This window comes from Streptomyces odontomachi (assembly GCF_024435355.1).
Classification (GTDB): domain Bacteria; phylum Actinomycetota; class Actinomycetes; order Streptomycetales; family Streptomycetaceae; genus Streptomyces; species Streptomyces odontomachi.
Window position 1 is genome coordinate 85,433 of the sequence record NZ_JAMJWG010000018.1, and the last position, 25,131, is coordinate 110,563.

At 71.8% G+C, this 25,131-nt stretch carries 20 protein-coding genes; 17 read left to right on the top strand and 3 right to left on the bottom strand.

All coding sequences use genetic code 11. The annotated features are described in order from the left end of the window. Positions 1-774: 774 nt before the first annotated feature. Complete coding sequence (locus NQO67_RS31065; RefSeq protein ID WP_255953665.1) at positions 775-1,257, top strand: DUF456 domain-containing protein; 483 nt, start codon at positions 775-777, stop codon at positions 1,255-1,257. Positions 1,258-1,375: 118 nt separating this feature from the next. Here NQO67_RS31065 and rsgA read toward each other — a convergent pair whose 3' ends face one another. Both rsgA and NQO67_RS31075 read right to left on the bottom strand, forming a co-directional pair. After that, complete coding sequence (rsgA, locus tag NQO67_RS31070; RefSeq protein WP_255953666.1) at positions 1,376-2,470, bottom strand: ribosome small subunit-dependent GTPase A; 1,095 nt, start codon at positions 2,468-2,470, stop codon at positions 1,376-1,378. Between the two features lie 455 nt (positions 2,471-2,925). Further along, positions 2,926-4,302, bottom strand: a complete 1,377-nt coding sequence (locus NQO67_RS31075) for a radical SAM protein (protein ID WP_255953667.1) — start codon at positions 4,300-4,302, stop codon at positions 2,926-2,928. Between the two features lie 255 nt (positions 4,303-4,557). Between NQO67_RS31075 and NQO67_RS31080 the strand changes: the two genes are divergently transcribed. The 4 genes from NQO67_RS31080 to NQO67_RS31095 all read left to right on the top strand — a co-directional run bounded on the left by NQO67_RS31080 (position 4,558) and on the right by NQO67_RS31095 (position 10,907). Beyond that, a complete protein-coding gene (locus tag NQO67_RS31080; protein ID WP_255953668.1) occupies positions 4,558-5,808 on the top strand; it encodes an FAD-binding protein in 1,251 nt (416 codons plus the stop codon). 269 nt (positions 5,809-6,077) lie between these two features. Next, complete coding sequence (locus NQO67_RS31085; RefSeq protein WP_255953669.1) at positions 6,078-6,503, top strand: YciI family protein; 426 nt, start codon at positions 6,078-6,080, stop codon at positions 6,501-6,503. Next, entirely contained in the window at positions 6,500-7,717 is a 1,218-nt protein-coding gene (locus NQO67_RS31090; RefSeq protein WP_255953670.1) for an RNA polymerase sigma factor, read from the top strand. Before NQO67_RS31085 ends, NQO67_RS31090 begins: the two co-directional genes overlap by 4 nt. Before the next feature lie 202 nt (positions 7,718-7,919). Next, complete coding sequence (locus tag NQO67_RS31095; protein ID WP_255953671.1) at positions 7,920-10,907, top strand: glycoside hydrolase family 2 TIM barrel-domain containing protein; 2,988 nt, start codon at positions 7,920-7,922, stop codon at positions 10,905-10,907. Positions 10,908-11,096: 189 nt separating this feature from the next. Here NQO67_RS31095 and NQO67_RS31100 read toward each other — a convergent pair whose 3' ends face one another. Further along, the gene (locus tag NQO67_RS31100) at positions 11,097-12,194 is read right to left on the bottom strand and encodes a YihY/virulence factor BrkB family protein (RefSeq protein ID WP_255953672.1); all 1,098 of its coding nucleotides are present in this window, start codon (positions 12,192-12,194) and stop codon (positions 11,097-11,099) included. 17 nt (positions 12,195-12,211) lie between these two features. Here NQO67_RS31100 and NQO67_RS31105 point away from each other — a divergent pair, with 17 nt between their 5' ends. The 12 genes from NQO67_RS31105 to NQO67_RS31155 all read left to right on the top strand — a co-directional run bounded on the left by NQO67_RS31105 (position 12,212) and on the right by NQO67_RS31155 (position 25,034). Next, a complete protein-coding gene (locus NQO67_RS31105; protein ID WP_255953673.1) occupies positions 12,212-13,873 on the top strand; it encodes an acyl-CoA dehydrogenase family protein in 1,662 nt (553 codons plus the stop codon). A gap of 345 nt (positions 13,874-14,218) precedes the next feature. After that, positions 14,219-15,496 (top strand): GAF domain-containing protein, encoded by a 1,278-nt coding sequence (locus tag NQO67_RS31110; protein WP_255953771.1) that lies wholly within the window; start codon positions 14,219-14,221, stop codon positions 15,494-15,496. A gap of 281 nt (positions 15,497-15,777) precedes the next feature. Further along, entirely contained in the window at positions 15,778-15,861 is an 84-nt protein-coding gene (locus NQO67_RS44650) for a putative leader peptide (RefSeq protein ID WP_374119207.1), read from the top strand. 197 nt (positions 15,862-16,058) lie between these two features. Next, the gene (locus NQO67_RS31115) at positions 16,059-17,756 is read left to right on the top strand and encodes a nitrite/sulfite reductase (RefSeq protein WP_255953674.1); all 1,698 of its coding nucleotides are present in this window, start codon (positions 16,059-16,061) and stop codon (positions 17,754-17,756) included. 91 nt (positions 17,757-17,847) lie between these two features. Further along, positions 17,848-18,039 carry a PDDEXK family nuclease gene (locus NQO67_RS31120; RefSeq protein ID WP_255953675.1) on the top strand — a complete coding sequence of 64 codons (192 nt, stop codon included), beginning with the start codon at positions 17,848-17,850 and terminating at the stop codon, positions 18,037-18,039. Beyond that, positions 18,036-18,749: a phosphoadenylyl-sulfate reductase gene (locus tag NQO67_RS31125; RefSeq protein WP_255953676.1), complete on the top strand. Its 714-nt coding sequence runs from the start codon at positions 18,036-18,038 to the stop codon at positions 18,747-18,749. The genes NQO67_RS31120 and NQO67_RS31125 overlap by 4 nt, the downstream gene beginning before the upstream one ends. Beyond that, entirely contained in the window at positions 18,731-19,315 is a 585-nt protein-coding gene (gene cysC / locus NQO67_RS31130; RefSeq protein ID WP_374119203.1) for an adenylyl-sulfate kinase, read from the top strand. Before NQO67_RS31125 ends, cysC begins: the two co-directional genes overlap by 19 nt. A gap of 130 nt (positions 19,316-19,445) precedes the next feature. Further along, a complete protein-coding gene (gene cysD, locus NQO67_RS31135; RefSeq protein ID WP_255953772.1) occupies positions 19,446-20,357 on the top strand; it encodes a sulfate adenylyltransferase subunit CysD in 912 nt (303 codons plus the stop codon). Between the two features lie 3 nt (positions 20,358-20,360). After that, positions 20,361-21,701, top strand: a complete 1,341-nt coding sequence (locus tag NQO67_RS31140; RefSeq protein ID WP_255953678.1) for a sulfate adenylyltransferase subunit 1 — start codon at positions 20,361-20,363, stop codon at positions 21,699-21,701. Between the two features lie 271 nt (positions 21,702-21,972). Then, complete coding sequence (locus NQO67_RS31145; RefSeq protein ID WP_374119208.1) at positions 21,973-23,115, top strand: ABC transporter substrate-binding protein; 1,143 nt, start codon at positions 21,973-21,975, stop codon at positions 23,113-23,115. Between the two features lie 214 nt (positions 23,116-23,329). Beyond that, complete coding sequence (locus NQO67_RS31150; protein WP_255953679.1) at positions 23,330-24,118, top strand: ABC transporter ATP-binding protein; 789 nt, start codon at positions 23,330-23,332, stop codon at positions 24,116-24,118. Next, a complete protein-coding gene (locus NQO67_RS31155) occupies positions 24,105-25,034 on the top strand; it encodes an ABC transporter permease (RefSeq protein WP_255953680.1) in 930 nt (309 codons plus the stop codon). Before NQO67_RS31150 ends, NQO67_RS31155 begins: the two co-directional genes overlap by 14 nt. The last annotated feature ends 97 nt before the right edge of the window (positions 25,035-25,131 follow it).

The window sequence follows — 25,131 nt, forward strand, 5'->3', positions numbered from 1 at the left end:
TCGGAAGGATCGAAGGCGTCCGAGGCGTCGGGGGCTTCCGGGTACGCGAATCCAGCGCTCCGGTCGGGGTCGGGCGGTTCTGGGACGCGGGGCGGCTCGGGCGCTGTGCGCGCCGGTCTGGGGGCGCGGGGCGGCTCCGGAGTGCGAGGTGGGACGAGCGGGGTGTCCGCCAGCGTGGTGCGGGCGGAAGCGAACCGGTCGTCGATGGTGTCGTCGGTACGGGCGGGTCCCGTGTCCTCGGCGGCACCGTCGTACAACTGCCTCCACCAGTCGTCCTCGTGGCGCGAATACCTCTCCCCCTGCTGGCTCATGCAGTTATTGTCCACCGCCCTGACGGCCGGAAAACGGCGCCGACACGAAAATCCGCGTCTCGCTGGGCCACTCGGGGGATAAGACCGCCGGGCGACCCCACCCCCCACGGGAGAGCCGCCCGGCGGCCGTCGGTGTGACCTGGGCCTACCGCCCATCGCGCCCGGTAGGTCCGGATCCGGATCAGGGTCACGGCAGCACCGCAGGCGTCCGCAAATTCCACCGTACGGGTGACGCCCGCGACCCGAGCGCTGATGCTCCTGCATTGTCGTCGAGTGCACCGTGGCACGTCCACGCGAGGGGACTCCCCGGATGGGGCCAACAAGGTCAGGCAAGGGCGGTCACGACTGTTTTCCGCCATATACGGCCCGAGGCATCCCGACGTGAGCCCGAACGCGTCGGGCGGGGCGACCGCTCGGCCTCGCCTGCTCTGCGGTTCGGCGCCGTGTTGGGCACCCTGGGCAGATGGGAGTGCCCGAGCTCCTGCTGGTCGGCCTGGTGATGCTGCTCGGCCTCGCAGGCGTGCTGGTGCCCGGCGTGCCGGGCCCGTGGCTGGTGTGGGCGGCCGTTCTGTGGTGGGCGCTTCAGGACCGCAGCCGGCTCGCCGGAATCGTGCTGGCCGGAACCACCGGCATCCTGCTGGCCGCCCAGGCCGTGCGCTGGCAGTTGCCGTCCCGGCGCCGGGGCGCGGGAGACGGCCTCACCCACCGGCTCGCGCTGCGCGCCGGGGCGGGGGCGCTCATCGGCTTCTGCGTGCTGCCGGTGATCGGCGCCGTCCCCGGGTTCGTCGGCGGGATCTACCTGGCCGAGCGCGTGCGGCTGGGTGGCCGCGGCGAGGCGGTGACCGCGACCAGGGCGGCGATGCGGTCCGGCGGCTGGAGCGTGCTCGCGGAACTGTTCGCGTGCCTGCTGATCACGGCGGCCTGGTTGGGCGCGCTGGCCTGGTGACGAGGTCGCCAGGACGTCACCAGGACGTGCGGCGGTGGCGGGCCGGCGGCGCCGGGAGCACGCCGCATGGGCCATGCGCCCGCGACGTGCTCCCGGTGGGGCCGGCGAAGCCGGCAGGTCAGTCGACGTACCCCCGTTTGGCCCGCATCGCCGCCTTGCCCTCCGCGCCGCGCTGCTTCCACTGCCGGCGGAGTTCGGCGCGGGCCCGGGCGTCCGTCTTGGCGACGATCCGCTCGTTCTCCCGGACCAGCTTGCGATAGCTGTCGAGACGGCGCTGCGGCAGCGTGCCGTCGGCGACGGCGGCCTGCACCGCGCAGCCGGGCTCCGCCAGGTGGGCGCAGTCGTGGAAACGGCAGTCCCCGGCGAGGTCCTCGATCTCGGAGAAGACCTGGCCGACGCCCGTACCGGCGTCCCAGAGTCCGACCCCGCGCACGCCGGGCGTGTCGATGAGGACGCCGCCGCCGGGCAGCACCAGGAGGTTGCGGGTGGTGGTGGTGTGCCGGCCCTTGCCGTCGACGTCCCGCACCGCGTGGACCTGCATCACGTCCTCGCCGACCAGCACGTTGGCGAGCGTCGACTTGCCCGCCCCGGACTGCCCGAGCAACACGCTCGTGCCGCCCGCGACGCCGGCGGCCAGCACGTCGATCGCCTCACCGGTGGCCGCGCTGACCGCCAGGACCTGCACGCCGGGCGTCGTCCCTTCGACGTCCTCCACCAGGTGCGCCCGGGTCACCGGATCCGGCACCAGGTCGGCTTTGGTGAGGACCACGACGGGCTGGGCCCCGGACTCCCAGGCCAGCGCGATGAACCGCTCGACGCGGTCCAGGTCGAGTTCGGCCGCGAGGGACACGGTGATCAGGGCGTGGTCGACGTTGGCCGCGAGGATCTGCGCCTCGGACCGCTTGGATGAGGTGGAGCGCAGGAACGCCGTGCGGCGCGGCAGGTACTCCCGCACGAAGCGGGGGTCACCGTCCGCGTCAAGGGCGGCCCAGTCGCCGGTGCACACCACCCTCAGGGGGTCCTTCGGGGTGACGAAGGCGGTGTCGGCGTGGACGGTGCCGTCGGCGGTGATGACATCGCACCGGCCGCGGTCGACCCGGGTGACCCGACCGGGCACCAGGCCGCGCGCGGCGTACGGGGCGAACGCCGCGGCCCAGGTGGTGTCCCAGCCGTAGGGGACGAGGGCCGCGAAGGAGTTGTTCGGCTCGTTCAAGACAGGATGACCCTTCGAAGGGTGGTCCCGGCGGCGCACGCGCACCGGCGCGCAAGGCGACGGCGTACGGGTATGGGTGGAGCGCCGTAGGAGATGCCTGGAAGAGAAATCCGATGACGCGGATGTCGAAGAGGGATCCGCGGATTTCAGAGGTCAGGCTTCAGCCGGAGACCACGGGAGTGGACGAGATGAAGGCGAAGGAGCGGGCAGCGCCCGCCACAAAGACGGCCATCGGTCACACCTCCCTTCTCCGGCACGCGTCGAGCGCGAGCCTCGTACCTCTGCCTGCACCGGCGTCCGGGCAGGCCGTGGACCGTGCGCGGTGCCGGTCGGCCCGGCCACCGTGCGCAATGCCCGCACTGTAGCCCGGCCGATTCCGATCGCGCGATTGTTTTTTCCGGCGCCCCGTGTGCCGCCCGTGACACGCCAGGTCACGGGCGGCCCGCCGGCCGGGGTCATCCGGTGCTGGTGGCCGTCGCTTCGGCCGGCGGCAGGCTGTCCATGAACGAGCTCACGGAGAACACCGCGTTGCCCGCGCCGGGCGGGCCGTAGCCGGGCGGGGAGGACAGGCCGTACTCGTCCATCGTGGCGCGGTACGCCTTCAGCAGCCTGATGTGGTACTCGAGCGGCGCACCCTGCGGGTTGGCCTTGCCGAGCGGGGTGGTGGGCTCGGGGCACCAGGTGGTGAAGCGTGGGGTGATGCCCCGTGACATGAAGAACCGCAGGCCCTCGGTGGTGGAGTCGATCGCCTCGTCGACACTGGTGAAGCCGAACGGCTCGGCCATCTCGACTCCGGCCACGAAGTTGGGGATGACGTTGCGCGGCCCGAAGACCTCGGCGGAGTCGAGGATGCGGCGGTGCCACTCGTCGCGGCCGATGTAGCGCTCCTTGCCGGGGCAGTACAGCTCGAACAGGCGGCGGTCCCACACCTCGAAGTTGGGGTGGTAGATCTGCACCCCGTAGTCCTTGAAGCGCTGCACGTCGGCCTTGGGCAGCGCCTGGGCGACGACCTTGCCGATCCAACGGCCCGGGAAGCGCTCCTCGATTGCCTGCGCGTACTGCCCGTAGAACTCGGCCTCGTCCTTGCCTCCGATGTGGGAGGTGATGGCGCCGCCGGTGAGCGTGTACGCGGTGGAGGCCCCCGCGGTGTCGTACCGGTCGATGATCTCCAGGGCCTCCAGCACCTCCTCCACCGGCTTCACCCCGGTGTAGGGGCGGCCTGCGGCCTTGTGCTGGCGCCAGTTGTGGTTGATGTCGCAGTACTGGCACTCCTCCTTGGCGCCGAAGTACTGGCAGACCCGGAAGACGGTCAGGTAGATGAGGTAGCCCCACTGGATGGTGGGGGCGACCTCCATGACGGACTTTCCGTTCGCCAAGGTGTGCCGGTAGTAGTCCGGCATCGGGGGCACACCGACGTCGGCGATCCGCCGGCCGTCCAGGTAGAGCCCCAGCATGCCGTCGTCCCCGGCGGCCACCCGGTACGGGGAGGTCGGGTTCACCCGCACCGACACCACCGTGCGGCGCAGCTCGTAGGGGCCGCCGGTGAGGACGATCTCCTCGGGCGGGCGGCGCAGGGCGGCCTCGCCCAGCTCGGGGAGGGTGCCGTGGTCGAAGGAGAAGATGAAGTACGACTTGGGTTTGACCTCGCCGCTCTCGTTGTCGCTGAGTGCGGAGTCGTCGAAGGCGACGCCGCCGCGCAGCAGGTCCTCCTTGATGACGGCTTCCCGCGGCACCTCGGGGAACCGGTCCATCAGCCCTTCGACCACCGCAGTGCGCCGTTCCGGCGTGCCGTGTGGTGCCTGTGTCTGAGGTCCTGTGCCCGTGACGCTCATCGCTTCTCCTCGCTACCTTCCTGCGGCGTGAGCGGTCCTTGCTGTCGTCCGCTCACGGCTCTCACGGTATGCCCCCACGGTGAGCGACCCACCGGGAGCCCACGCTCGGCGTGTCCGTCCGTTCGGGGCGGCCTGCGGGAAGGGGCGTCCGGGGGTGCCCGGGGCCGCCTGCCCTCCCCCGCCCGTGGTGACGGAGAATGGCGCGCGGGCCCCGCACGGCGGGGTGCTGGCCAGAGCAGCGAGTGAGGGGCTTCGATGAGCGACGGTATTCCGGCCGTGACGAACTGGGCGGGCAACGTCACTTTCGCAGCGCAGAAGGTGACCGCACCCGGTTCGCTCGGCGCACTGCGGGAGCTGGTGGCCGCGAGCAGACGCGTGCGGGTGTTGGGCAGCGGGCACTCCTTCAACGAGATCGCCGACACCGAAGGGGTGCTGCTGTCGCTGGCCGCCCTGCCGGCCGGGATCGACGTGGACACGGCGGCGCGCACGGTGCGGGTGACGGGCGGGGTGCGGTACGCACAGCTGGCCCAGGAGGTCCATGCGCACGGCTTGGCGCTGCACAACATGGCCTCCCTGCCGCACATCTCCGTGGCCGGCTCGGTGGCGACCGGCACCCACGGCTCGGGCAGGGCGAACGGTTCGCTGGCGTCGGCCGTGCGCGAGGTGGAGCTGGTCACGCACGACGGCGCGATGCGCACGCTGCGGCGCGGCGAGGAGCGGTTCGACGGCGCGGTGGTCTCGCTGGGGGCCCTGGGCGTCGTGCTCGCGCTGACGTTGGACCTGGAGCCGGCGTACCCGATGCGCCAGCACGTGTACACCGGGCTGCCGCTCGCCGATCTCGACTTCGCGGCGGTGACCGGGGCGGCGTACAGCGTGAGCCTGTTCACGGACTGGCGTGCCCCGCGCTTCAACCAGGTGTGGGTCAAGCAGCGCACCGACCGGGAGGCGGCGCCGGACTTCCCCTGGGCCGCGCCCGCCACCGAGCCCCTGCACCCGGTGCCCGGCATGCCCGCCGGCAACTGCACCCCGCAGCTGGGCGAGGAAGGTCCCTGGCACGAGCGGCTGCCGCACTTCCGTGCCCAGTTCATGCCGAGCAGCGGCGCCGAGTTGCAGTCGGAGTACCTGCTGCCGCGTGAGCACGCGGGCGCGGCCCTCCAGGTGCTCGACACGATCCGGGAGACGCTGGCACCGGTACTCCAGATCTGCGAGGTGCGCACCGTTGCGGCGGACGCCCAGTGGCTCAGCCCCGCCTACCGGCGCGACACGGTGGCGCTGCACTTCACCTGGGTGAAGGACACCGCCGCCGTGCTGCCCGTGGTACGGCTGCTGGAGGACCGTCTTGCCCCGTTCGAGGCCCGTCCGCACTGGGGCAAGGTCTTCACGACGGCCCCCGACGTGCTGCGTGCCCGCTACCCGCGGATCGCCGACTTCGCGGCGCTCGCCGAGGCGCTCGACCCGTCCCACACCTTCCGCAACCCGTTCGTGGACCGGGTGCTGGGGGCCTGAGCCACGCCGGACGCCGTGCGCACCGGTCACGGCTCCGCCGGGGCGCGACGCGACCCGACGGCGGCGCCCGCTGGCCGGGGGTGGGCCGGGGTGGCAGCATCGAAGTCCCGGCGAGGTCGGAGCACGCCCCGACCCCTTGGAACCCGTCCGATCCGATCAGAACTCTCCGATCTGAAAGCTGTCTGAAAATCGCCCCCAGGCGGTGTCGAGAACGACGACCTGACTCCGACGTCCCAGGCGCAAGGCGAACGGCAGAAGGAGTGAGGGCCATGAAGTTCATGATCATGCTGAACGGCAACCAGGCGGCGTACGACGCCATGAGCGGCAAGCCGTCCGACGGCCACCCCACCTGGTCCGAGGGCGACCTCAAGGCCATGTTCGAGCACATGAGCACGCTCAACGACGACCTCGCCGAGAGCGGTGAGTTCGTGGACGGGCAGGGCCTGGCCGATCCGCGACAGGCGAGGTCCGTCACGGCGGCGGCGGACGGTTCCCCCGTGGTCTCGGACGGTCCGTACGGGGAGACCAAGGAGGTGCTGGCCGGCTACTGGATCGTGGACGTCGACCGTCCGGAGCGTGCGTACGAGATCGCCGCGCGCGCCCACCGGTGCCCCACGCCGGAGGGCTCTGCGGCCAATCCGCCGCTGACCGTCCGGCCGCTGGACGACCCGTCCCAGGCCGGTTGCGAGGTGTGACGGCACCGGAACGCGTCGAGGACCTGCTGCGCGGCAACGCGCCGCAGGTCCTCGGCGCGCTGGTGCGCCGCTACGGGCACTTCGACCTGGCCGAGGACGCCGTTCAGGAGGCCCTGCTGGAGGCCGCCCGGCAGTGGCCCGAGCGCGGCACGCCGGACAACCCGCGCGGCTGGCTGATCAGGGTGGCCTCCCGGCGGCTCACCGACGCGCTGCGTGCGGAGGAGGCCAGGCGGCGCCGGGAGCAACGCACCGTGGCCCTGGAACCGCCCGGCACCACACGGGCGCCTTCCCAGGACGACACGCTCACGCTGCTGTTCCTGTGCTGCCACCCGCAGCTGTCGGCCGCCTCGCAGATCGCCCTGACACTGCGTGCCGTGGGCGGCCTGAGCACCGCGGAGATCGCCCGCGCGCTGCTCGTTCCCGAAACGACGATGGGCCAGCGGATCAGCCGGGCGAAGCGGACGGTCAAGGCGGCGGGAGGCCGCTTCGTGCAGCCCGCCGGGGCGGAGCGCGGCGCACGTCTCGCGGCCGTCCTCCAGGTGTTGTACCTGGTGTTCAACGAGGGCTACACGGCGACGTCCGGCGCCGCGTTGCAGCGCGTCGAACTCGGCACCGAGGCGATCCGGCTCACCCGCACGGTGCACGCGCTGCTGCCGGACGACGGCGAGGTGACCGGACTGCTCGCCCTGATGCTGCTGGTGCACGCCCGCCGGGCGGCGCGCACCGACGACGAGGGCAACCTGGTGCCGCTCGCCGACCAGGACCGCCGCCGCTGGGACCACGGGATGATCGAGGAGGGCGTCGCGCTGGTGTCGTCGGCACTGACCCGTGCCCGGCCCGGTCCGTACCAGCTCCAGGCGGCGATCGCCGCCGTGCACGACGAGGCGGACCGGACGCAGGACACGGACTGGCCGCAGATCCTCGCCCTGTACGACGTGCTGCTGCGCATCCGGCCGGATCCGGTCGCCGAGCTCAACCGCGCCGTGGCCGTCGCCATGGTGCACGGCCCTGCGGCGGGGCTCGCCGTGCTGCGCGAGCTGGAGGGCGATCCACGGCTGACGGTCCACCACCGGCTGCACGCCGTGCGCGCCCATCTCCTGGAGCGGGCCGGCGACCTGTCCGGGGCCCGGGACGCCTACCACCTGGCGGCCGGCCACACCCTGAGCGTCCCCGAGAAGCGCTACCTCCAACTCCGCGCGGCCCGCCTGCGCTGACGCACCCCCGGCGGACACCGCCACAGGCACCGCGCCCCGCAAGAGGGTCTTGATCCGCGGCGCCGCCTCGGGTGGGGTGGAGGCATTACGCAGCTTTCCCGCGCGATGTCCGCGCCGGCCACCCCGGCTGGTCTGCTCTTCCGGCCGGAGGTCCGGGCGTCGTCGCCGGGAAAACGCAGTACCGCGCCGAATGGGGAGACCGATGGCTCATCCGCACGACACCCTCGCCGCCTCCGCCTCCGCCCACCCCACGCCGACCCACCACGACGACGACCCGCACCGCGCCACCGCGGCGCACCCGTACCACGAGGACGTCTCACCGGGCCGCGGCTGCCTGCCGCCGCGTGCCTGGTACGCCGGCTCCGACGCCGCCCGGCTCTCGCTGAATGGCACCTGGCGGCTGCGGCTGGCCGGCACGGCCGACGCCACCGTCCTCGCCGACACCGCGTTCGCCGCACCCGGCCATGACAGCTCCGGCTGGGCCGCCGTCACGGTGCCCGGCCACTGGGTGCTGCAAGGCGACGGTGCCTTCGGCTCGCCCGCGTACACCAACACCGGATACCCCTTCCCGGTGGACCCGCCGCGGGTGCCCACCGCCAACCCCACCGGGGACCACCTGCACACCTTCGACCTGCCGGACGACTGGCCGGATGGCCACGCGGTGCTCAGGTTCGACGGTGTGGAGTCCTGTGCCCGGGTCTGGCTCAACGGCACCGAGCTGGGCGAGTTCAAGGGCTCGCGGCTGCCGCACGAGTTCGCGGTCGACCACCTGCTGAAGCCGGCCGGCAACGTGCTCGCCGTCCGGGTCCACCAGTGGTCGTCGGGGTCCTACCTGGAGGACCAGGACCAGTGGTGGCTGCCCGGCATCTTCCGCGACGTGACCCTGCTGCACCGGCCGGACGGCACCGACGCCGACTTCTTCGTCCACGCGTCGTACGACCACGCGACCGGCACGGGCACCCTGTGCGTCGACGCGTCGACGCCGGGCCGGGTCACCGTCCCCGGCCTGGGCATCGACGCCGCCACCGGCGAGCGGGTGAGCGTGCCGGTGCGGCCCTGGACGGCGGAGACCCCGCACCTGTACGACGGGACCCTGGCCACCGCGGGCGAACGGATCCCGTTGCGGATCGGCTTTCGCACCGTCGTCGTCGAGGACGGCGTGATCAAGGTCAACGGCCGCCGGATCCTGCTGCGCGGCGTCAACCGCCACGAGTTCCACCCCGAGACCGGCCGTGCGGTGGACGCGGACACCATGCGCCACGACGTGCTGCTGATGAAGCGGCACAACATCAACGCCGTGCGCACCTCCCACTACCCGCCCCACCCGGCCTTCCTGGCGCTCTGCGACGAGCTGGGCCTGTGGGTGATCGACGAGTGCGATCTGGAGACGCACGGCTTCGGGCGGGACGGCTGGCGGCGCAACCCGGTCGACGACGCCCGTTGGACACCCGCCCTGCTGGACCGCGCCGCCCGCATGGTGGAACGCGACAAGAACCACCCGAGCGTGATCATGTGGTCGTTGGGCAACGAGTGCGGCACCGGCGCCGGTCTGACCGCCATGGCCGAGTGGATCCGCGACCGTGACCCCAGCCGGCTGCTGCACTACGAGGGCGACCCGTCCAGCAAGGACACCGACGTCTACTCGCGGATGTACGCGGGCCACGCGGAGGTCGACACCATCGGCCGGCGCGCCGACGGCGGGCCCGAACGGCGCGGCACGTTGCCGTTCGTGCTGTGCGAGTACGCGCACGCGATGGGCAACGGGCCGGGCGGTCTGAGCGAGTACCAGCGCCTCTTCGAGACCCACGAGCGCTGCCAGGGCGGCTTCGTCTGGGAGTGGATCGACCACGGCCTGGCGCACCCGCGGTTCGGCTACGCCTACGGCGGCGACTTCGGCGAGGAACTGCACGACGGCGCCTTCGTCTGCGACGGCCTGGTCTTCCCCGACCGCACCCCGTCCCCCGGCCTGGTCGAGTACAAGAAGGTCATCGAGCCGGTCCGGATCGCCGCTGACGGCGCCGGCCGCGGTGTCCGCGTCACCAACGGCCATGACTTCGCCGACCTGTCCGACCTCGCCTTCACCTGGTCGTACGAGGTCGACGGCGAGAGCGTGGCGACCGGCGCGCTGGACGTGCCGGCGCTCGCGCCGGGCGAGAGCGCCGTGTGCGCGCTGCCTCCGACGCCCGCCACCGCGCCGGCCACCGGGGGCGAGCGCCTGTGGACGGTCCGGGCCGAACTCGCCCGTGACACCGCCTGGGCCGAGCGGGGGCACCCGGTGGCGTGGGGGCAGGTGCCGGTCACCGACCGGGTGGCCGTGCCCGCGGCGTGCGGGGACGCGCCGGTGCGCGACGGCGACGTCCTCACCCTCGGCCCGGCCGTGTTCGACGCCCGCACCGGGGCGCCGCGCCGCATCGGGTCCGTGCCGGTCGACGCGTTCCGGCTGGACGTGTGGCGGGCGCCCACCGACAACGACGAGGCACCCGGCGGACCGGCCACCGACCGCGTCGGCCCGCGCTGGCGCCGGCTGGGCCTGCACCGCATGCAGCACCGGCTGGACGCGGTGCACCTCGAGGCGGGCCGGGACGGGAACGGCGCCCTCGTGGTGCGCACCCGGGTGGCACCGGCGGCCGCGCAGGTCGGCCTCGCCACGGTCTACCGGTGGACCGCGGGCGACGGCCGGCTCACCCTCACCGTCTCGGTCACCCCCGAGGGCGACTGGACGGTGCCGCTGCCCCGGCTCGGGGTGCGCTTCGGGATCCCCGCCGCATACGGACGGGTGACGTGGTTCGGCGGCGGGCCCGGCGAGGCGTACCGCGACACCCGAGCCGCCGCACGCCTCGGCCGCCACACGTCGACCGTCGACGCCCTCCAGACGCCCTACGTGCACCCGCAGGAGAACGGCGCCCGGACGGACGTGCGATGGGTGACGCTGACCCCGGACGGGGCGGGAGGTGACGCGCTGCGCATCGAGGCCGAGCCGGCGTGCTCCTTCACCGCACGCCGGTGGACGTCCGAGCAGCTCGACGCCGCCCGACACCGCACCGACCTGGTCCCCGGCGACACCGTCTGGGTCAACCTGGACCACGCCCACCAGGGCATCGGCTCCGAGTCCTGCGGCCCCGGGGTCCTCCCGCAACACGAACTGCCGGCGCGCCCAGCGACGTTCTCGTTCACGTTCGGGGAAGTCTAGGAGGCGACCCTTGCGGCCTACGGCGCGCACCAAAAGGGGCGCGGGGAACTGCGCGAGCAACCGGCCACCGGCCGGTGGCCCGGACACGACAGAAAACAGCCCCTTCGGGCCGGTGGCGACCTGCAAGGTCGCGTCGTGGCTGGTCGCGCCCACGCAGCGGAGCCGCACCATGTCACAGCCCCGCGCCCCTTAGTGGGCGCCGGGCGCCCCCGGCCCAGGGGGCAGGGCGACCCCCCGCCGCGCATGCCGCCGCAACCGCCCCGCCCCGCCAGGGGCACCCTCACCCCCACCGGGGGCACCGTCGACCGCCCCGGAACCGGCACCGTCGTCCGCGGCGCGCCCGAGGGCGCGCCGCGCCCGGCTCATCGCGACCGACGGCCACACCCGATCCAGCGCAGCGTTCACCGCGGCGCCGACCAGGACCGCGAAGGCCGACACGCCGATCCACAGCAGGACGGCGACGGGCGCGGCGAGCGATCCGTAGATGGTGGGGCCCTCGACGGTGTTCGTCAGGTAGATGCGCAGCAGGAAGCTGCCCAGCACCCACATGGCGAGCGCGACCAGTGCCCCCGGTATGTCCTCCGGCCAGGGGGAACGCACCGGGACCGACACGTGGTACAGCGTGGTCAGGAAGACGACGGACAGCAGGATCACCACGGGCCAGTACAGGACCCGCACGATCGTCTCCGAGCTGGGCACCAGCTGCACCACCGCGTCGGGGCCCGCCACCATCAGCGGCAGCGCCACGGAGCCGATCAGCAGCGCGACGACGAAGAGCAGGAAGGACAGCATCCGGGTCTTCACGATGCCGCGGGTGCCGTCGAGGCCGTACATGACGGTGATGGTGTCCACGAAGACGTTCACCGCGCGGGAGCCGGACCACAGGGCGAAGACGAAGCCGAGGGAGATGACGTCCGGCCGGCCGCCCTTCACCACGTCTTCGAGCAGGGGCCGGGCGATCTCCCGGACGCCCTGGTCGGACAGCACCGTGCGGGACGCCTCCAGGATGTTGTTCTCCAGGCTCGCGATGGTGTCGGCACCGGTCCAGGCGTCGACGTAGCCGAGGAGTCCGATCATGCTCAACAGCAGCGGGGGCACCGACAGGAGGGTGAAGAAGGCGGCCTCGGCGGCCAGACCGAGGATGCGGTACTCCATGCAGGAGTGGACCGCGTCCTTCAGGAGCAGCCAGGCGGTCCTGCGTACCGACACGTTCCGGCTTCGATACGTCGCACGGATCCGGCGAAGACGGCCGGCCGGCCGTGCGGGTGTTTCTTTTGCCTGGTGCACCTCCTTACCGTATCCGCATGGCAGCACCTACCCACACAGTGACCAACCAGGCTCCGCCGCTGGTCGGATACGACGTCTTCTCCTCCGACCGGGCCCTGGCGCAGGCCGTGGCGCGGCATCTGGAGCCCCCGCTCGCCGAGCAGGCGCACGAAGAGCTGTCCCAGCTCGGTCTGGTGGCCGGCTCGGCACAGGCACAGGAGTGGGGGCGGCTGGCGAACGAGAACCCGCCGACGCTGCGCACCCACGACCGCTACGGCAACCGCATCGACGAGGTCGAGTTCCACCCCTCCTGGCACCGGCTGCTCGGCAAGGGTGTCTCGGCCGGTCTGACCGCCGCCTGGTCGCGGCCCGGCGGGCATGTCCGAAGGTCGGCCGCGTTCCTGGTGTGGTCGCAGGTCGAGGCGGGGCACGGCTGCCCGCTGTCGATGACGCACGCCGCGGTGCCCGCGCTGCGGGCCGACCCGGAGTTGGCCGCGTTCTGGGAGCCGTTGCTGACCTCGCAGGTCTACGACGCCGAGTTGCGGCCGGCGGCGCAGAAGGCCGGCGTGCTCTTCGGGATGGGCATGACGGAGAAGCAGGGCGGCAGCGACGTGCGGGCCAACAGCACCCGGGCGACCCGGCTGTCCGCCGAGGGCGAGTACGCGCTGACGGGGCACAAGTGGTTCTGCTCGGCGCCGATGTCGGACGGTTTCCTGGTACTGGGCCAGGCGGACTCTTCCGCCGGGGCGGGCGGTCTGACGTGCTTCCTGGTGCCGCGGGTGCTGGAGGACGGCAGCCGGAACGTCTTCGCGATCCAGCGGCTCAAGGACAAGCTGGGCAACCGTTCGAACGCCTCGTCCGAGGTTGAGTTCGACGGCACGTGGGCGCGCCGGGTCGGCGCGGAGGGGCGCGGGGTGCGCACCATCATCGAGATGGTCGCGGCCACCCGTCTCGACTGCGTGCTCGGCTCAGCGGCGCTGATGCGGCAGGCGCTGGTGCAGGCCGTGCACCACTGCACGTACCGGGAGGCGTTCGGCGGCCGGCTGATCGACAAGCCGTTGATGGTCAACGTGCTGGCGGACCTGGCCCTGGAGTCGGAGGCGGCGACGACGCTGGCGCTGCGGCTGGCCGCCTCGTACGACGCCGCGGCCGCCGGCGACGAGCGGGAGCGTGCCCTGCTGCGGCTTGCGGTGCCGGCCGCCAAGTACTGGGTGACCAAGCGCTGCACGCCGCACGTGGCGGAGGCGCTGGAGTGCCTGGGCGGCAACGGCTACGTGGAGGAGTCGGGCCTGCCGCGGCTGCTGCGCGAGTCGCCGCTGAACTCCATCTGGGAGGGCTCGGGCAATGTGCAGGCGCTGGACGTGCTGCGCGCGCTCGGGCGCGAGCCGGCGGCGTTGAACGCCTTCCTCGAGGAGGTCGGCCGGGCCCGCGGCGCCGATCACCGTCTGGACGGCGCGGTCAAGGACCTGCTGACGGAGCTGGGTGACCTGGAGGGCATCGAGGCGCGGGCGCGCCGGCTGGTGGAGCGGATGGCCCTGGTGCTCCAGGGGGCGCTGCTGGTGCAGTACGCGCCGGCGGAGGTGGCGGACGCGTTCTGCGCCTCACGGCTGGGCCGGGACCACGGGGCGGCCTTCGGCACGCTGCCGGCCACCCTCGATCTCGCCTCGGTGGTCCGGCGGGCGAGCCCCGCGGCCTCCTGAGGGGCCGAGGCCCTGCGGCTGCGCGGGCGGCATCGGCCGTACCGGGCCTCATCACGGGGGTGGTGCTGCGCCGACACGGCACCACCCCCACGATCAGGCCCCTTCGGGAACTGATGGCCGCACGGGGCGACGTGACGTCAGCTTGTTTCAGCGCATGGTTGTTCGCCAGAGTTGCAGAGGGTTGCAAACACATGACAACTCGTGCGCGCGGCGCACGCCCTCTCTCAGCAGAGGAACATGGTGGAGCGAGCGCGCAGCGCTCTCGGTACGGAAAGTGGAAAGGGCGTGCGAGCCGTGCAAAGCGCCGCACCGTTCGGGGCGGAACCGCCGGAGCAGGCAGCGCAGATCGACCCGGCCAGGGTCGCAGGTGCGGACGTCGACCAAGCCGCCCGGCTCCTCCAGGAGGTGCGGGCCGCCACGCTCTCCGGGCACCGCTCCCGGCTCGCGCCGCGCCCGGTGATCGGCGAGTCCTGGCACCGCACGATCCGCTGGGGTGTGGACCCCGACCGTGGCCCGCAGCCGGATCTGCTGAGCCTTTCGGACATCGAGTGCCGCCGGCGCTGCTCCCCCCTGACCGAGGTGCTGCCGGTGCTGCGCGAGGGACTGCTGTCGGTGGCCGACGCGGCCCGGCACATCATGGTCGTCTCCGACGCGGAGGGCCGGGTGCTGTGGCGCGAGGGCAGCGCCACGGTGCTGAAGAAGGCCGACGGCATGGGGTTGGAGGTCGGTGCCGACTGGCGTGAGGCCGTGGTCGGCACGAACGGCATCGGCACCCCGCTGGTGGTGCGGCGCCCGGTGCAGGTCTTCTCGGCCGAGCACTATCTGCGCAGCCTGCACCCGTTGAGCTGCGCCGGCGCCCCGATCACCGACCCGCGGGACGGCCGGCTGCTGGGCGTGGTGGACATCAGCGGTCCGCTGGACAGCCTCCATCCGGCGATGCTGGCGCTGGTCGGCTCGGTGGCGAAGCTCGCCGAGGCACGGCTGCGGGAGCAGCACAGCACCGCGTTGGATCGGCTGCGCGCGGTGTCGGCGCCGCTGCTCGCGCGGGTCGGCGGCCGGGCGCTCGCGGTCGACACCCAGGGCTGGACGGCCGGGGTGACGGGCATGGCGCCGGTGGACCGGCTGCCGCTGCCGAAGTCGTTCGGCGCGGGGCGGCACTGGCTGCCGGCGCTGGGTGGCTGTGTCGCCGAGCCGTTGCCGGGCGGCTGGCTGCTCAGGGTGGAGTCGGAGCCGGAGCCCGAGCCGCTCGGTGCGGGCCGGGTGGTGCTGGACCTGCGCAGCACGCGGTGCTGGTCGCTGACCGTCTCCGGCAGCGTCGGTGAGTGGACGCACCGGTTGAGCCCGCGCCATGCCGAGTTGCTGTACCTGCTGGCGGCGCACCGGTCCGGGCGTACCGCGGCCGAGCTGGCCGTGGACGTGTTCGGGGACCCCGCGCGCACCGTCACGGTCCGCGCCGAGATGTCCCGGATACGCCGCTATCTCAGCAGCCTGCTCGAGCACCGTCCCTACCGGTTCAGGGAGGAAACGGACGTACGACTGCTGCTGCCGGACCGCCCGAGCGACCTGCTGCCCCACTCGACGGCACCGACCATCCGGCGAGGCCGGAACGGAGATCACAGGTAAAGGGACACAACGAACTCCGTGAGATGCTTCCCAGCAAGACGAGCACGCCGCGACACACGGGCGACATGAGGCCTGCTTCGGCGGCATGAGACCCATCTCATACGCCGGCGGGCACGGTCCCGGGCGGCCGGACGGCCATGCGCGAGCACCGACCGTACGCCGCACCGGGCTCCGGCGGCCGGACACCGGACCTCCGATCGTCGTATTACGATTCGAGATGAGAATGTCCGAATCACGGACACTGGTGGACTGGCCCGAGATCTCCATGCCACGCTTCCTTCATGTCTGGAGCTGGGGTTGTCTTGGTGAGTCGACGGCACGTCGACCTCAGGCGCGTTTCCAGCGCCATCTGTCCGGCGGGCTGACAGTCACAGCACCGCCGCTTTCTGCTGCTTGCACCGCTCCGCCCGGCCCCTGAGTGGGCCTGCTCCATCCCCATTCACACCTCTGCGCAGCGCCGCGCCCTCCCCAAGGGCTCTCCCAGTGGGGAGGCACCCCTCCCGCACCGTGCCCATATGCGCAGGTCAGAGCCGCCTGCCCGGCCCGAAGGACGTACATCACCATGGCTGCCACCGAGAACAAGCCTTCCGCCGCCGCGCCCCGCCGCAAGGTGAGCCGACACCGTGGTGAGGGCCAGTGGGCCATGGGCCACTTCACCCCGCTGAACGGCAACGAACAGACCAAGAAGGACGACGACGCTCTCAATGTGCGGACACGCATTGAGACGATCTACGCCAAGGCGGGCTTCGACTCCATCGACGGCGCCGACCTGCGCGGCCGGATGCGCTGGTACGGCCTGTACACCCAACGCCGGCCCGGCATCGAGGGCGGCAAGACCGCGATCCTGGAGCCCGAGGAGCTGGACGACCGCTACTTCATGATGCGCGTACGCATCGACGGCGGTCAGCTCACCACCGAGCAGCTGCGCACCATCGGCGAGATCTCCGCCGAGTTCGCCCGCGGCACCGCCGACATCACCGACCGGCAGAACATCCAGCTGCACTGGGTGCAGATCGAGAACGTGCCGGAGATCTGGCGGCGCCTGGAGTCCGTCGGCCTGTCCACCACCGAGGCGTGCGGCGACAGCCCCCGGGTCATCCTCGGCTCGCCCGTCGCGGGCATCGCCGAGGACGAGATCGTCGACGGCACCCCGGCCGTCGAGGAGATGAACCGCCGGATCATCGGCAACCCCGCCTTCTCGAACCTGCCCCGCAAGTTCAAGACCGCGGTCTCCGGCTCCCCGCTGCTGGACGTCGCCCACGAGATCAACGACGTCGCCTTCGTCGGCGTCGAGCACCCCGAGCACGGCCCCGGCTTCGACGTCTGGGTCGGCGGCGGTCTCTCCACCAACCCCAAGTTCGGCCAGCGTCTCGGCGCCTGGGTCCCCGTGGAGGAGGTCGCCGACGTCCACGAGGCCGTCGTGTCGGTCTTCCGTGACTACGGCTACCGTCGCCTGCGCAACCGGGCCCGGTTGAAGTTCCTGGTCTCCGACTGGGGCGCCGAGAAGTTCCGGAAGGTCCTGGAGGACGAGTACCTCAAGCGGCCGATGATCGACGGCCCGGCGCCGGAGCAGCCCAAGGCGGGCTGGCGCGACCACGTGGGCGTGCACCGGCAGAAGGACGGCCGCTACTACGTCGGCTTCGCACCGCGCGTCGGCCGGGTCGACGGCACCCTGCTGACGAAGATCGCCGAGCTGGCCCGGGAACACGGCTCCGGCCGGGTGCGCACCACCGTCGAGCAGAAGATGCTGGTGCTCGACATCACCGAGGACCGGGTCGACTCGCTCGTCGAGGGCCTCGAGGCGCTCGACCTGACCGTCACCCCCTCGTCGTTCCGGCGCGGCACCATGGCCTGCACCGGCATCGAGTTCTGCAAGCTCGCGATCGTCGAGACCAAGGCGCGCGGCGCGCAGCTCATCGACGAACTCGAACAGCGGCTGCCGGACTTCGACGAGCCGCTGAGCATCAACCTGAACGGCTGCCCGAACGCCTGCGCCCGCATCCAGACCGCCGACATCGGCCTGAAGGGCCAGTTGATGCTCGACGAGGACGGCAACCAGGTGGAGGGCTACCAGGTGCACCTCGGCGGTGCCCTCGGCCTGGACGCGTCCTTCGGCCGCAAGGTGCGCGGCCTGAAGGTCACCGCCACCGAACTGGCCGACTACATCGAGCGGGTACTGCGCCGCTTCCAGGCCGAGCGCGAGACGGGCGAGCGGTTCGCCACCTGGGTGGCACGCGCCAGCGAGGAGGCACTGTCGTGACCTCGGCGAGCGAGCCCCGGCTGCGCACCCCGGTCAACCCGGACTTCAGCGCCACGCAGGCGGACCCCGCTTCAATGAGGGGCGGCCCGGCATGACCGAGCGTGCCGCGCCGTTCTACTGCCCCTACTGCGGAGACGAGGATCTGCGTCCCAGTGATCAGGAACACGGCGGCGCCTGGGAATGCGGCAGCTGCAACCGCGCCTTCCAACTGAAGTTCCTCGGGCTGTTGGCCCGAGGTCTTCAGCGCGACAACCGCGGCAGAAGCGGAGGGAACGGATCATGAGCACGGTCTCCACCCAGGAGCGGAGCGCGGCGGATCTCAAGGAGCTGGCCGAACAGGCCGGACGGGACCTCGAAGAGGCCTCAGCCGCCGAGATCCTCTCCTGGGCCGCAGAAACGTTCGGCAAGCGCCTGTGCGTGACGTCCTCGATGGAGGACGCGGTGGTCGCCCACCTCGCCTCGCGCGCGCTGCCCGGCGTGGACGTCCTCTTCCTCGACACCGGCTACCACTTCCCCGAGACGATCGGAACCCGCGACGCGGTGGACGTCGTCCTTGATGTCAACGTCGTCACGCTCACCCCGCGCCAGACCGTGGCACAGCAGGACGCCGAGTACGGCCCCCGGCTGTACGAACGCAACCCCGACCTGTGCTGCCGGCTGCGCAAGGTGGAGCCGCTCGTCGAAGGCCTGAAGGGCTATGACGCCTGGGTGACCGGACTGCGCCGCGACGAGTCCCCGACCCGCGCGGGCACACCGGTCGTGGGCTGGGACGACGCCCGCCAGAAGGTCAAGATCTCCCCGATCGCCCGCTGGACGCAGAGCGACGTGGATGCCTACATCGAGGAGCACGGTATGCTCACCAACCCGCTGCTGATGGACGGTTACGGTTCCATCGGTTGCGCCCCGTGCACACGGCGACTCCTCGAGGGGGAAGACGCCAGGGCCGGCCGTTGGGGAGGCCGCGCCAAGACCGAATGCGGGTTGCACGGATGAGCCAGACCATTTCTGATCGCAGGGGGAAGCACGTGACGGGAGCCACCGTTTGGCTCACTGGCCTGCCGAGCGCGGGCAAGACCACCATCGCCCACGAGTTCGCCGGGCGACTGCGCGAAGCGGGCCACCGCGTGGAGGTGCTGGACGGCGACGAGATCCGCGAGTTCCTCTCCGCGGGCCTCGGCTTCAGCCGCGCGGACCGCGACACCAACGTGCAACGCATCGGCTTCGTCGCCCAGTTGCTCGCCCGGCACGGCGTCCTGACGCTGGTGCCGGTGATCGCACCGTACGCGGACAGCCGCGCCGCCGTGCGCAAGCGGCACGCGGACGAGGACACACCGTACGTGGAAGTGCACGTCGCCACCCCGGTGGACGTGTGCTCCGTACGTGACGTCAAGGGCCTCTACGCCAAGCAGGCGGCGGGCGAGATCTCCGGTCTGACCGGTGTCGACGACCCCTACGAGGAGCCGGAGTCGCCGGATCTGCGCATCGAGTCGCAGCACCAGTCCGTGCAGGAGTCCGCGGCCGCGCTCCATGACCTGCTCATAGGGAAGGGACTGCTGTGAGCGACACATCCGTGGCCGCCCGGCCGGCCGCGACCGACGCCGCACCATCACGCGTGGGCCAGAGAACAGGCGCTGTCACGCAGCGCCCCGGACGAAGCGAGAGGGGTGCCAAGTGACCAGCGTCATCGACATGAGCACGGACAGCCCGTACGCACTGAGCCATCTGGACGCGCTGGAGTCCGAGGCGGTGCACATCTTCCGCGAGGTCGCGGGCGAGTTCGAGCGGCCGGTGATCCTCTTCTCCGGCGGCAAGGACTCCATCCTGATGCTGCACCTGGCCCTGAAGGCGTTCGCGCCGGCCGCGGTGCCGTTCTCCCTGATGCACGTCGACACCGGGCACAACTTCCCCGAGGTGCTCGACTTCCGCGACCGCACCGTCGAGCAGCACAACCTGCGGCTGTACGTGGCCTCGGTGCAGGAGTACATAGACGCCGGCAAGCTGCGCGAGCGCCCGGACGGCACCCGCAACCCGTTGCAGACCGTGCCGCTCACCGAGGCCATCCAGCAGCACCGCTTCGACGCGGTCTTCGGCGGCGGGCGGCGCGACGAGGAGAAGGCGCGCGCCAAGGAGCGGGTGTTCTCGCTGCGTGACGAGTTCTCCCAGTGGGACCCGCGCCGCCAGCGCCCCGAACTGTGGCAGCTCTACAACGGCCGGCACGCGCCCGGCGAGCACGTCCGCGTCTTCCCGCTGTCCAACTGGACAGAGCTGGACGTCTGGCAGTACATCGCCCGGGAGCAGATCGAGCTGCCGGCCATCTACTTCGCCCACGAGCGCGAGGTGTTCCAGCGCAACGGCATGTGGCTCACCGCGGGCGACTGGGGCGGCCCGAAGGACGGCGAGCGCATCGAGAAGCGCCAGGTGCGCTACCGCACCGTCGGCGACATGTCCTGCACCGGCGCGGTCGACTCCACCGCTGACACCCTTGAAGCGGTGATCACCGAGATCGCCGCCTCCCGCTTGACCGAGCGCGGCGCGACCCGCGCCGACGACAAGCTCTCCGAGGCCGCCATGGAAGACCGCAAGCGCGAGGGATATTTCTAAGCCATGACCACCACCGACCTCGCCGGTCTGGAAGCCACCACCCTGCTGCGGTTCGCCACCGCGGGGTCCGTCGACGACGGCAAGTCGACCCTGGTCGGACGGCTGCTGCACGACTCCAAGTCGGTCCTCGTCGACCAGTTGGAGGCCGTCGAGCGCGCCTCGCACGACCGCGGACAGGCGGCGCCCGACCTGGCGCTGCTGACCGACGGGCTGCGCGCCGAGCGCGAGCAGGGCATCACCATCGACGTGGCCTACCGCTACTTCGCCACGCCGCAGCGGCGCTTCATCCTCGCCGACACCCCCGGCCATGTGCAGTACACCCGCAACATGGTCACCGGTGCCTCCACCGCCGAGCTCACCGTGATCCTCGTCGACGCCCGCAACGGAGTCGTCGAGCAGACCCGCCGGCACGCCGCCATCGCCGCGCTGCTGCGCGTCCCGCACGTGGTGCTCGCGGTCAACAAGATGGACCTGGTCGGCTACGACGAGCGGGTCTTCGCGAGGATCGCCGAGGAGTTCACCGGCTACGCCAGGGAGCTGGGCGTGCCGGAGGTCACCGCGATCCCGATCTCCGCACTGGTCGGCGACAACGTCGTGGAGGCCTCCGCGACCATGGACTGGTACGGCGGGCCCACGGTGCTCGAGCACCTGGAGACGGTGCCCGTCAGCCATGACCTGGCGCACTGCCACGCCCGGCTGCCGGTGCAGTACGTGATCCGGCCGCAGACCCCGGAGCACCCGGACTACCGGGGCTACGCGGGCCAGATCGCGGCCGGCACGTTCCGCGTCGGCGAGCAGGTGACGGTGCTGCCGTCCGGGCGCACGTCGACGGTCTCCGGCATCGAGCTGCTCGGCACGCCGGTCGACGTGGCCTGGACACCGCAGTCGGTGACGCTGCTGCTCGAGGACGACCTGGACATCTCGCGCGGCGACCTGATCGTGCCGAGCGGTGACGCCCCCACCCCGTCCCAGGACGTGGAGGCGACCGTCTGCCATGTCGCCGACCAGCCGCTGAAGGTGGGCCACCGGGTGCTGCTGAAGCACACCACCCGCACCGTGAAGGCGATCGTCAAGGAGATCCCGTCCCGGCTGACCCTCGACGACCTCTCCCAGCACCCGAACCCCGGGCAGCTGGTCGCCAACGACATCGGCCGGGTCAGGATCCGCACCGCCGAGCCGCTGGCGCTGGACGCCTACGAGGACTCCCGCCGCACCGGCTCGTTCCTGCTGATCGACCCGGCGGACGGCACCACCCTCACCGCCGGCATGGCCGGCAACGCCTTCGCCGCCGAGCACACCGTGGTGGCCGAGCCGGCGGCCGACGACGCCGGGTGGGACTTCTGACCATGAACACGATCGACGTATTCGCCACGTTCGCCAAAGAGGGCGGCCGCATCGGTAGCGGCGCCCTCGGCAGCGGGCAGGGCGGGGTGGCGCGATGTGCGGGCTGACCGCGACAAACGCGCCGCGTTCGAGCGCTCTTCGCTCCCCCCACGATGTGTTGCCGTGTCGCCAGAGGCGACGAAAACCCTATGAGCTCCCGGTCGCGTCCCGCGACCATTCCGCCGTGCGCGGGACGTAACGGACCGGGCCAACGAGAGGACCCCCTCCCGTGCTGCCTGCCTCCCTGTCCCGCCGCTCGCGTGCCCGCATCACCGGCAGAGCGTCGACCCCGGCGCGTCGCACCTCCGCCGCGCTCGCCGGGCTGATCGTCCTCGCCGTCGCCGCCACCGGCTGCGGGTACGGCTCCGCAGCCGACAAGGACGACGCGCCCAAGGCGCACGGCAAGAAGCTGTCCGTCGACACCGTCCGGATCGGCTACTTCCCGAACCTCACCCACGCCACGGCCCTGGTGGGCGACCAGGAAGGCATCTTCCAGAAGGAGCTGGGCGGCACCAAGGCCGGCTACGCGCAGTTCAACGCCGGTCCCTCGGAGATCGAGGCGCTGAACTCGGGCGCCATCGACATCGGCTGGCTCGGCCCCTCCCCCGCCATCAACGGCTACACCGCCTCGCATGGCAAGGACCTGCGCATCGTCGCCGGTTCCGCGTCCGGCGGGGTGAAGCTGGTGGTCAACCCCGAGAAGATCAAGTCCCTCAAGGACGTCAAGGGCAAGAAGATCGCCACGCCGCAGCTCGGCAACACCCAGGACGTGGCGTTCCTCGACTGGATCGGCAAGCAGGGCTGGAAGGTCGACGCGCAGAGCGGCAAGGGCGACGTGTCCGTGGTGCGCACCGACAACAAGATCACCCCGGACGCCTACCGCTCCGGCTCCGTCGACGGCGCCTGGGTACCGGAGCCGACCGCGTCCAAGCTGGTGGCCGAGGGTGCGAAGGTGCTGCTCGACGAGTCGACGCTGTGGCCGGACAAGAAGTTCGTGATCACCAATGTCGTCGTCTCGCAGTCGTTCCTCAAGCAGCACCCGGACGTGGTGGCCGCCGTGCTGCGCGGCTCCGTCAAGTCCAACGCCTTCATCAACGACCATCCCGACGCGGCCAAGAAGGCCGCCAACGCCAAGCTGAAGGCGCTGTCCGGCAAGGAGCTGCCGGGCGACGTGCTCGACCCGGCCTGGCAGTCGATCCGGTTCACCGACGACCCGCTGGCCGGGACGCTGAGCACCGAGGCCGACAACGCCGTCAAGGCCGGTCTGCTCGAAGCGCCCCGGCTCAAGGGCATCTACGACCTCACTCAGCTGAACAAGATCCTCAAGGCTCAGGGCAGGCCCGCGGTGGACGCCGCGGGGCTCGGCGCACAGTAGGGCGCAGTTACTCAGGCTCGCCGCGCGATGTCCGCGCGGTCACCCAGCCGGCCTGCTTGTCCGGCTGGGGGTCCGGGGGTCATCCCCCGGGGAAACGCAGTCCGGCTGGGGGTCCGGGGGTCATCCCCCGGGAAAACGCAGTACCAGCACCACACCATCCCTTCCCGGCCCGGCGGCCGGGAAGGATCCCACCGCTCCAGGGAGGAGCTCGACCGTGGCAACCACAGTCGCCAAGGCCGCCGTTGGTGTCGATGCGAGGGATCACGCCGCACGAATAACCAACGTCTCCAAGTCCTTCGCCTCACCCGCCGGCCGCCACCTCGTCCTGGACGACATCACTCTCGATGTGGCCCCCGGCGAGTTCGTCACCCTGCTGGGGGCCTCGGGGTGTGGCAAGTCGACCCTGCTCAACCTGGTCGCCGGCCTGGACCAGCCGACCTCCGGCACGATCAGCACCGACGGCCGGCCGGCGCTGATGTTCCAGGAACACGCCCTGTTCCCGTGGCTGACCGCCGGCAAGAACATCGAGCTGGCGCTGAAGCTGCGCGGCGTGCCGAAGGCGCAGCGCCGCACCCAGGCCGAGGAGCTGCTGGAGCTCGTCCGGCTCACGGGCGCCTACCGCAAGCGGGTGCACGAGCTGTCCGGCGGGATGCGCCAGCGGGTGGCGATGGCGCGGGCGCTGGCCCAGGACAGCAGGCTGCTGCTGATGGACGAGCCGTTCGCGGCGCTGGATGCGATCACCCGGGACGTGCTGCACGACGAGCTGACCCGGATCTGGCGCGAGACCCGGCTGTCGGTGCTGTTCGTCACGCACAACGTCCGGGAGGCGGTGCGGCTCGCCCAGCGTGTGGTGCTGCTGTCGTCGCGTCCCGGGCGGGTGGCCCGCGAGTGGGTCGTGGACATCGAGCAACCGCGCCGCATCGAGGATGCCGACGTGGCGGAGCTGTCGATCGAGATCACCGAACAACTGCGTGGGGAGATCCGCCGTCATGGCCAGCATTGACACGGAGACCGGCAGCGAGACGCCCCAGACGTCGACCGTCAGGCCCGCCGCAGCCGACGCGGGTGACCTGGCGGGCCTGGAGGCCGGGCTCGACGCGCTGGAGACCCAGCAGACCAGGCGGCTGCCGTTGCGCCACACCCTCACCCAGAAGGTGCTGCCGCCGGTCGTCGCCGTCGTGCTGGTGGTGGTGGTGTGGCAACTGCTGGTGTGGGCGAAGGTCACGGACAGCTACAAGCTGCCGGCCCCGTCCTCGGTGTGGGACGAGGTGCACGAAGCCTGGCTCCAGGGCACCCTGCTCGGCTACATCTGGACCAGTGTCTCGCGGGGCCTGCTGGGCTTCCTGCTGGCACTGGTGATCGGCACCCCGCTGGGGCTGCTGGTGGCCCGGGTGAAGTTCGTCCGGGCCGCGATCGGGCCCGTCCTGTCGGGGTTGCAGTCGCTGCCGTCGGTGGCGTGGGTGCCACCTGCGGTGATCTGGCTGGGCCTGAACGACTCGATGATGTACGCGGTGATCCTGCTGGGCGCGGTCCCCTCGATCGCCAACGGCCTGGTCTCCGGCGTCGACCAGGTGCCCCCGCTGTTCCTGCGGGCGGGTCGTACCCTGGGCGCCACGGGGCTGCGCGGTACCCGGCACATCGTGATGCCCGCCGCGTTGCCCGGATACCTGGCCGGTCTGAAGCAGGGCTGGGCGTTCTCCTGGCGCTCGCTGATGGCCGCCGAGATCATCGCCCAGTCGCCCGATCTCGGTATGGGCCTCGGCCAGCTGCTGGAGGCCGGCCGGACCAACAGCAGCATGTCGCAGGTCTTCCTGGCGATCCTGCTCATCCTGATCGTCGGTATCGCCATCGACCTGCTGATCTTCAGCCCGCTGGAGCGGTGGGTGCTGCGCAGCCGGGGGCTGCTCGTCAGGGGCTGATCCGCCGCTGACGGCTCCCCGGTCGCCCCGGCCGTCGGCCTCGGCCGGGGAGCCGCCCCGCCCACCGTCCGCCCCGCCTAGCCCGTTGCCGTCCCGC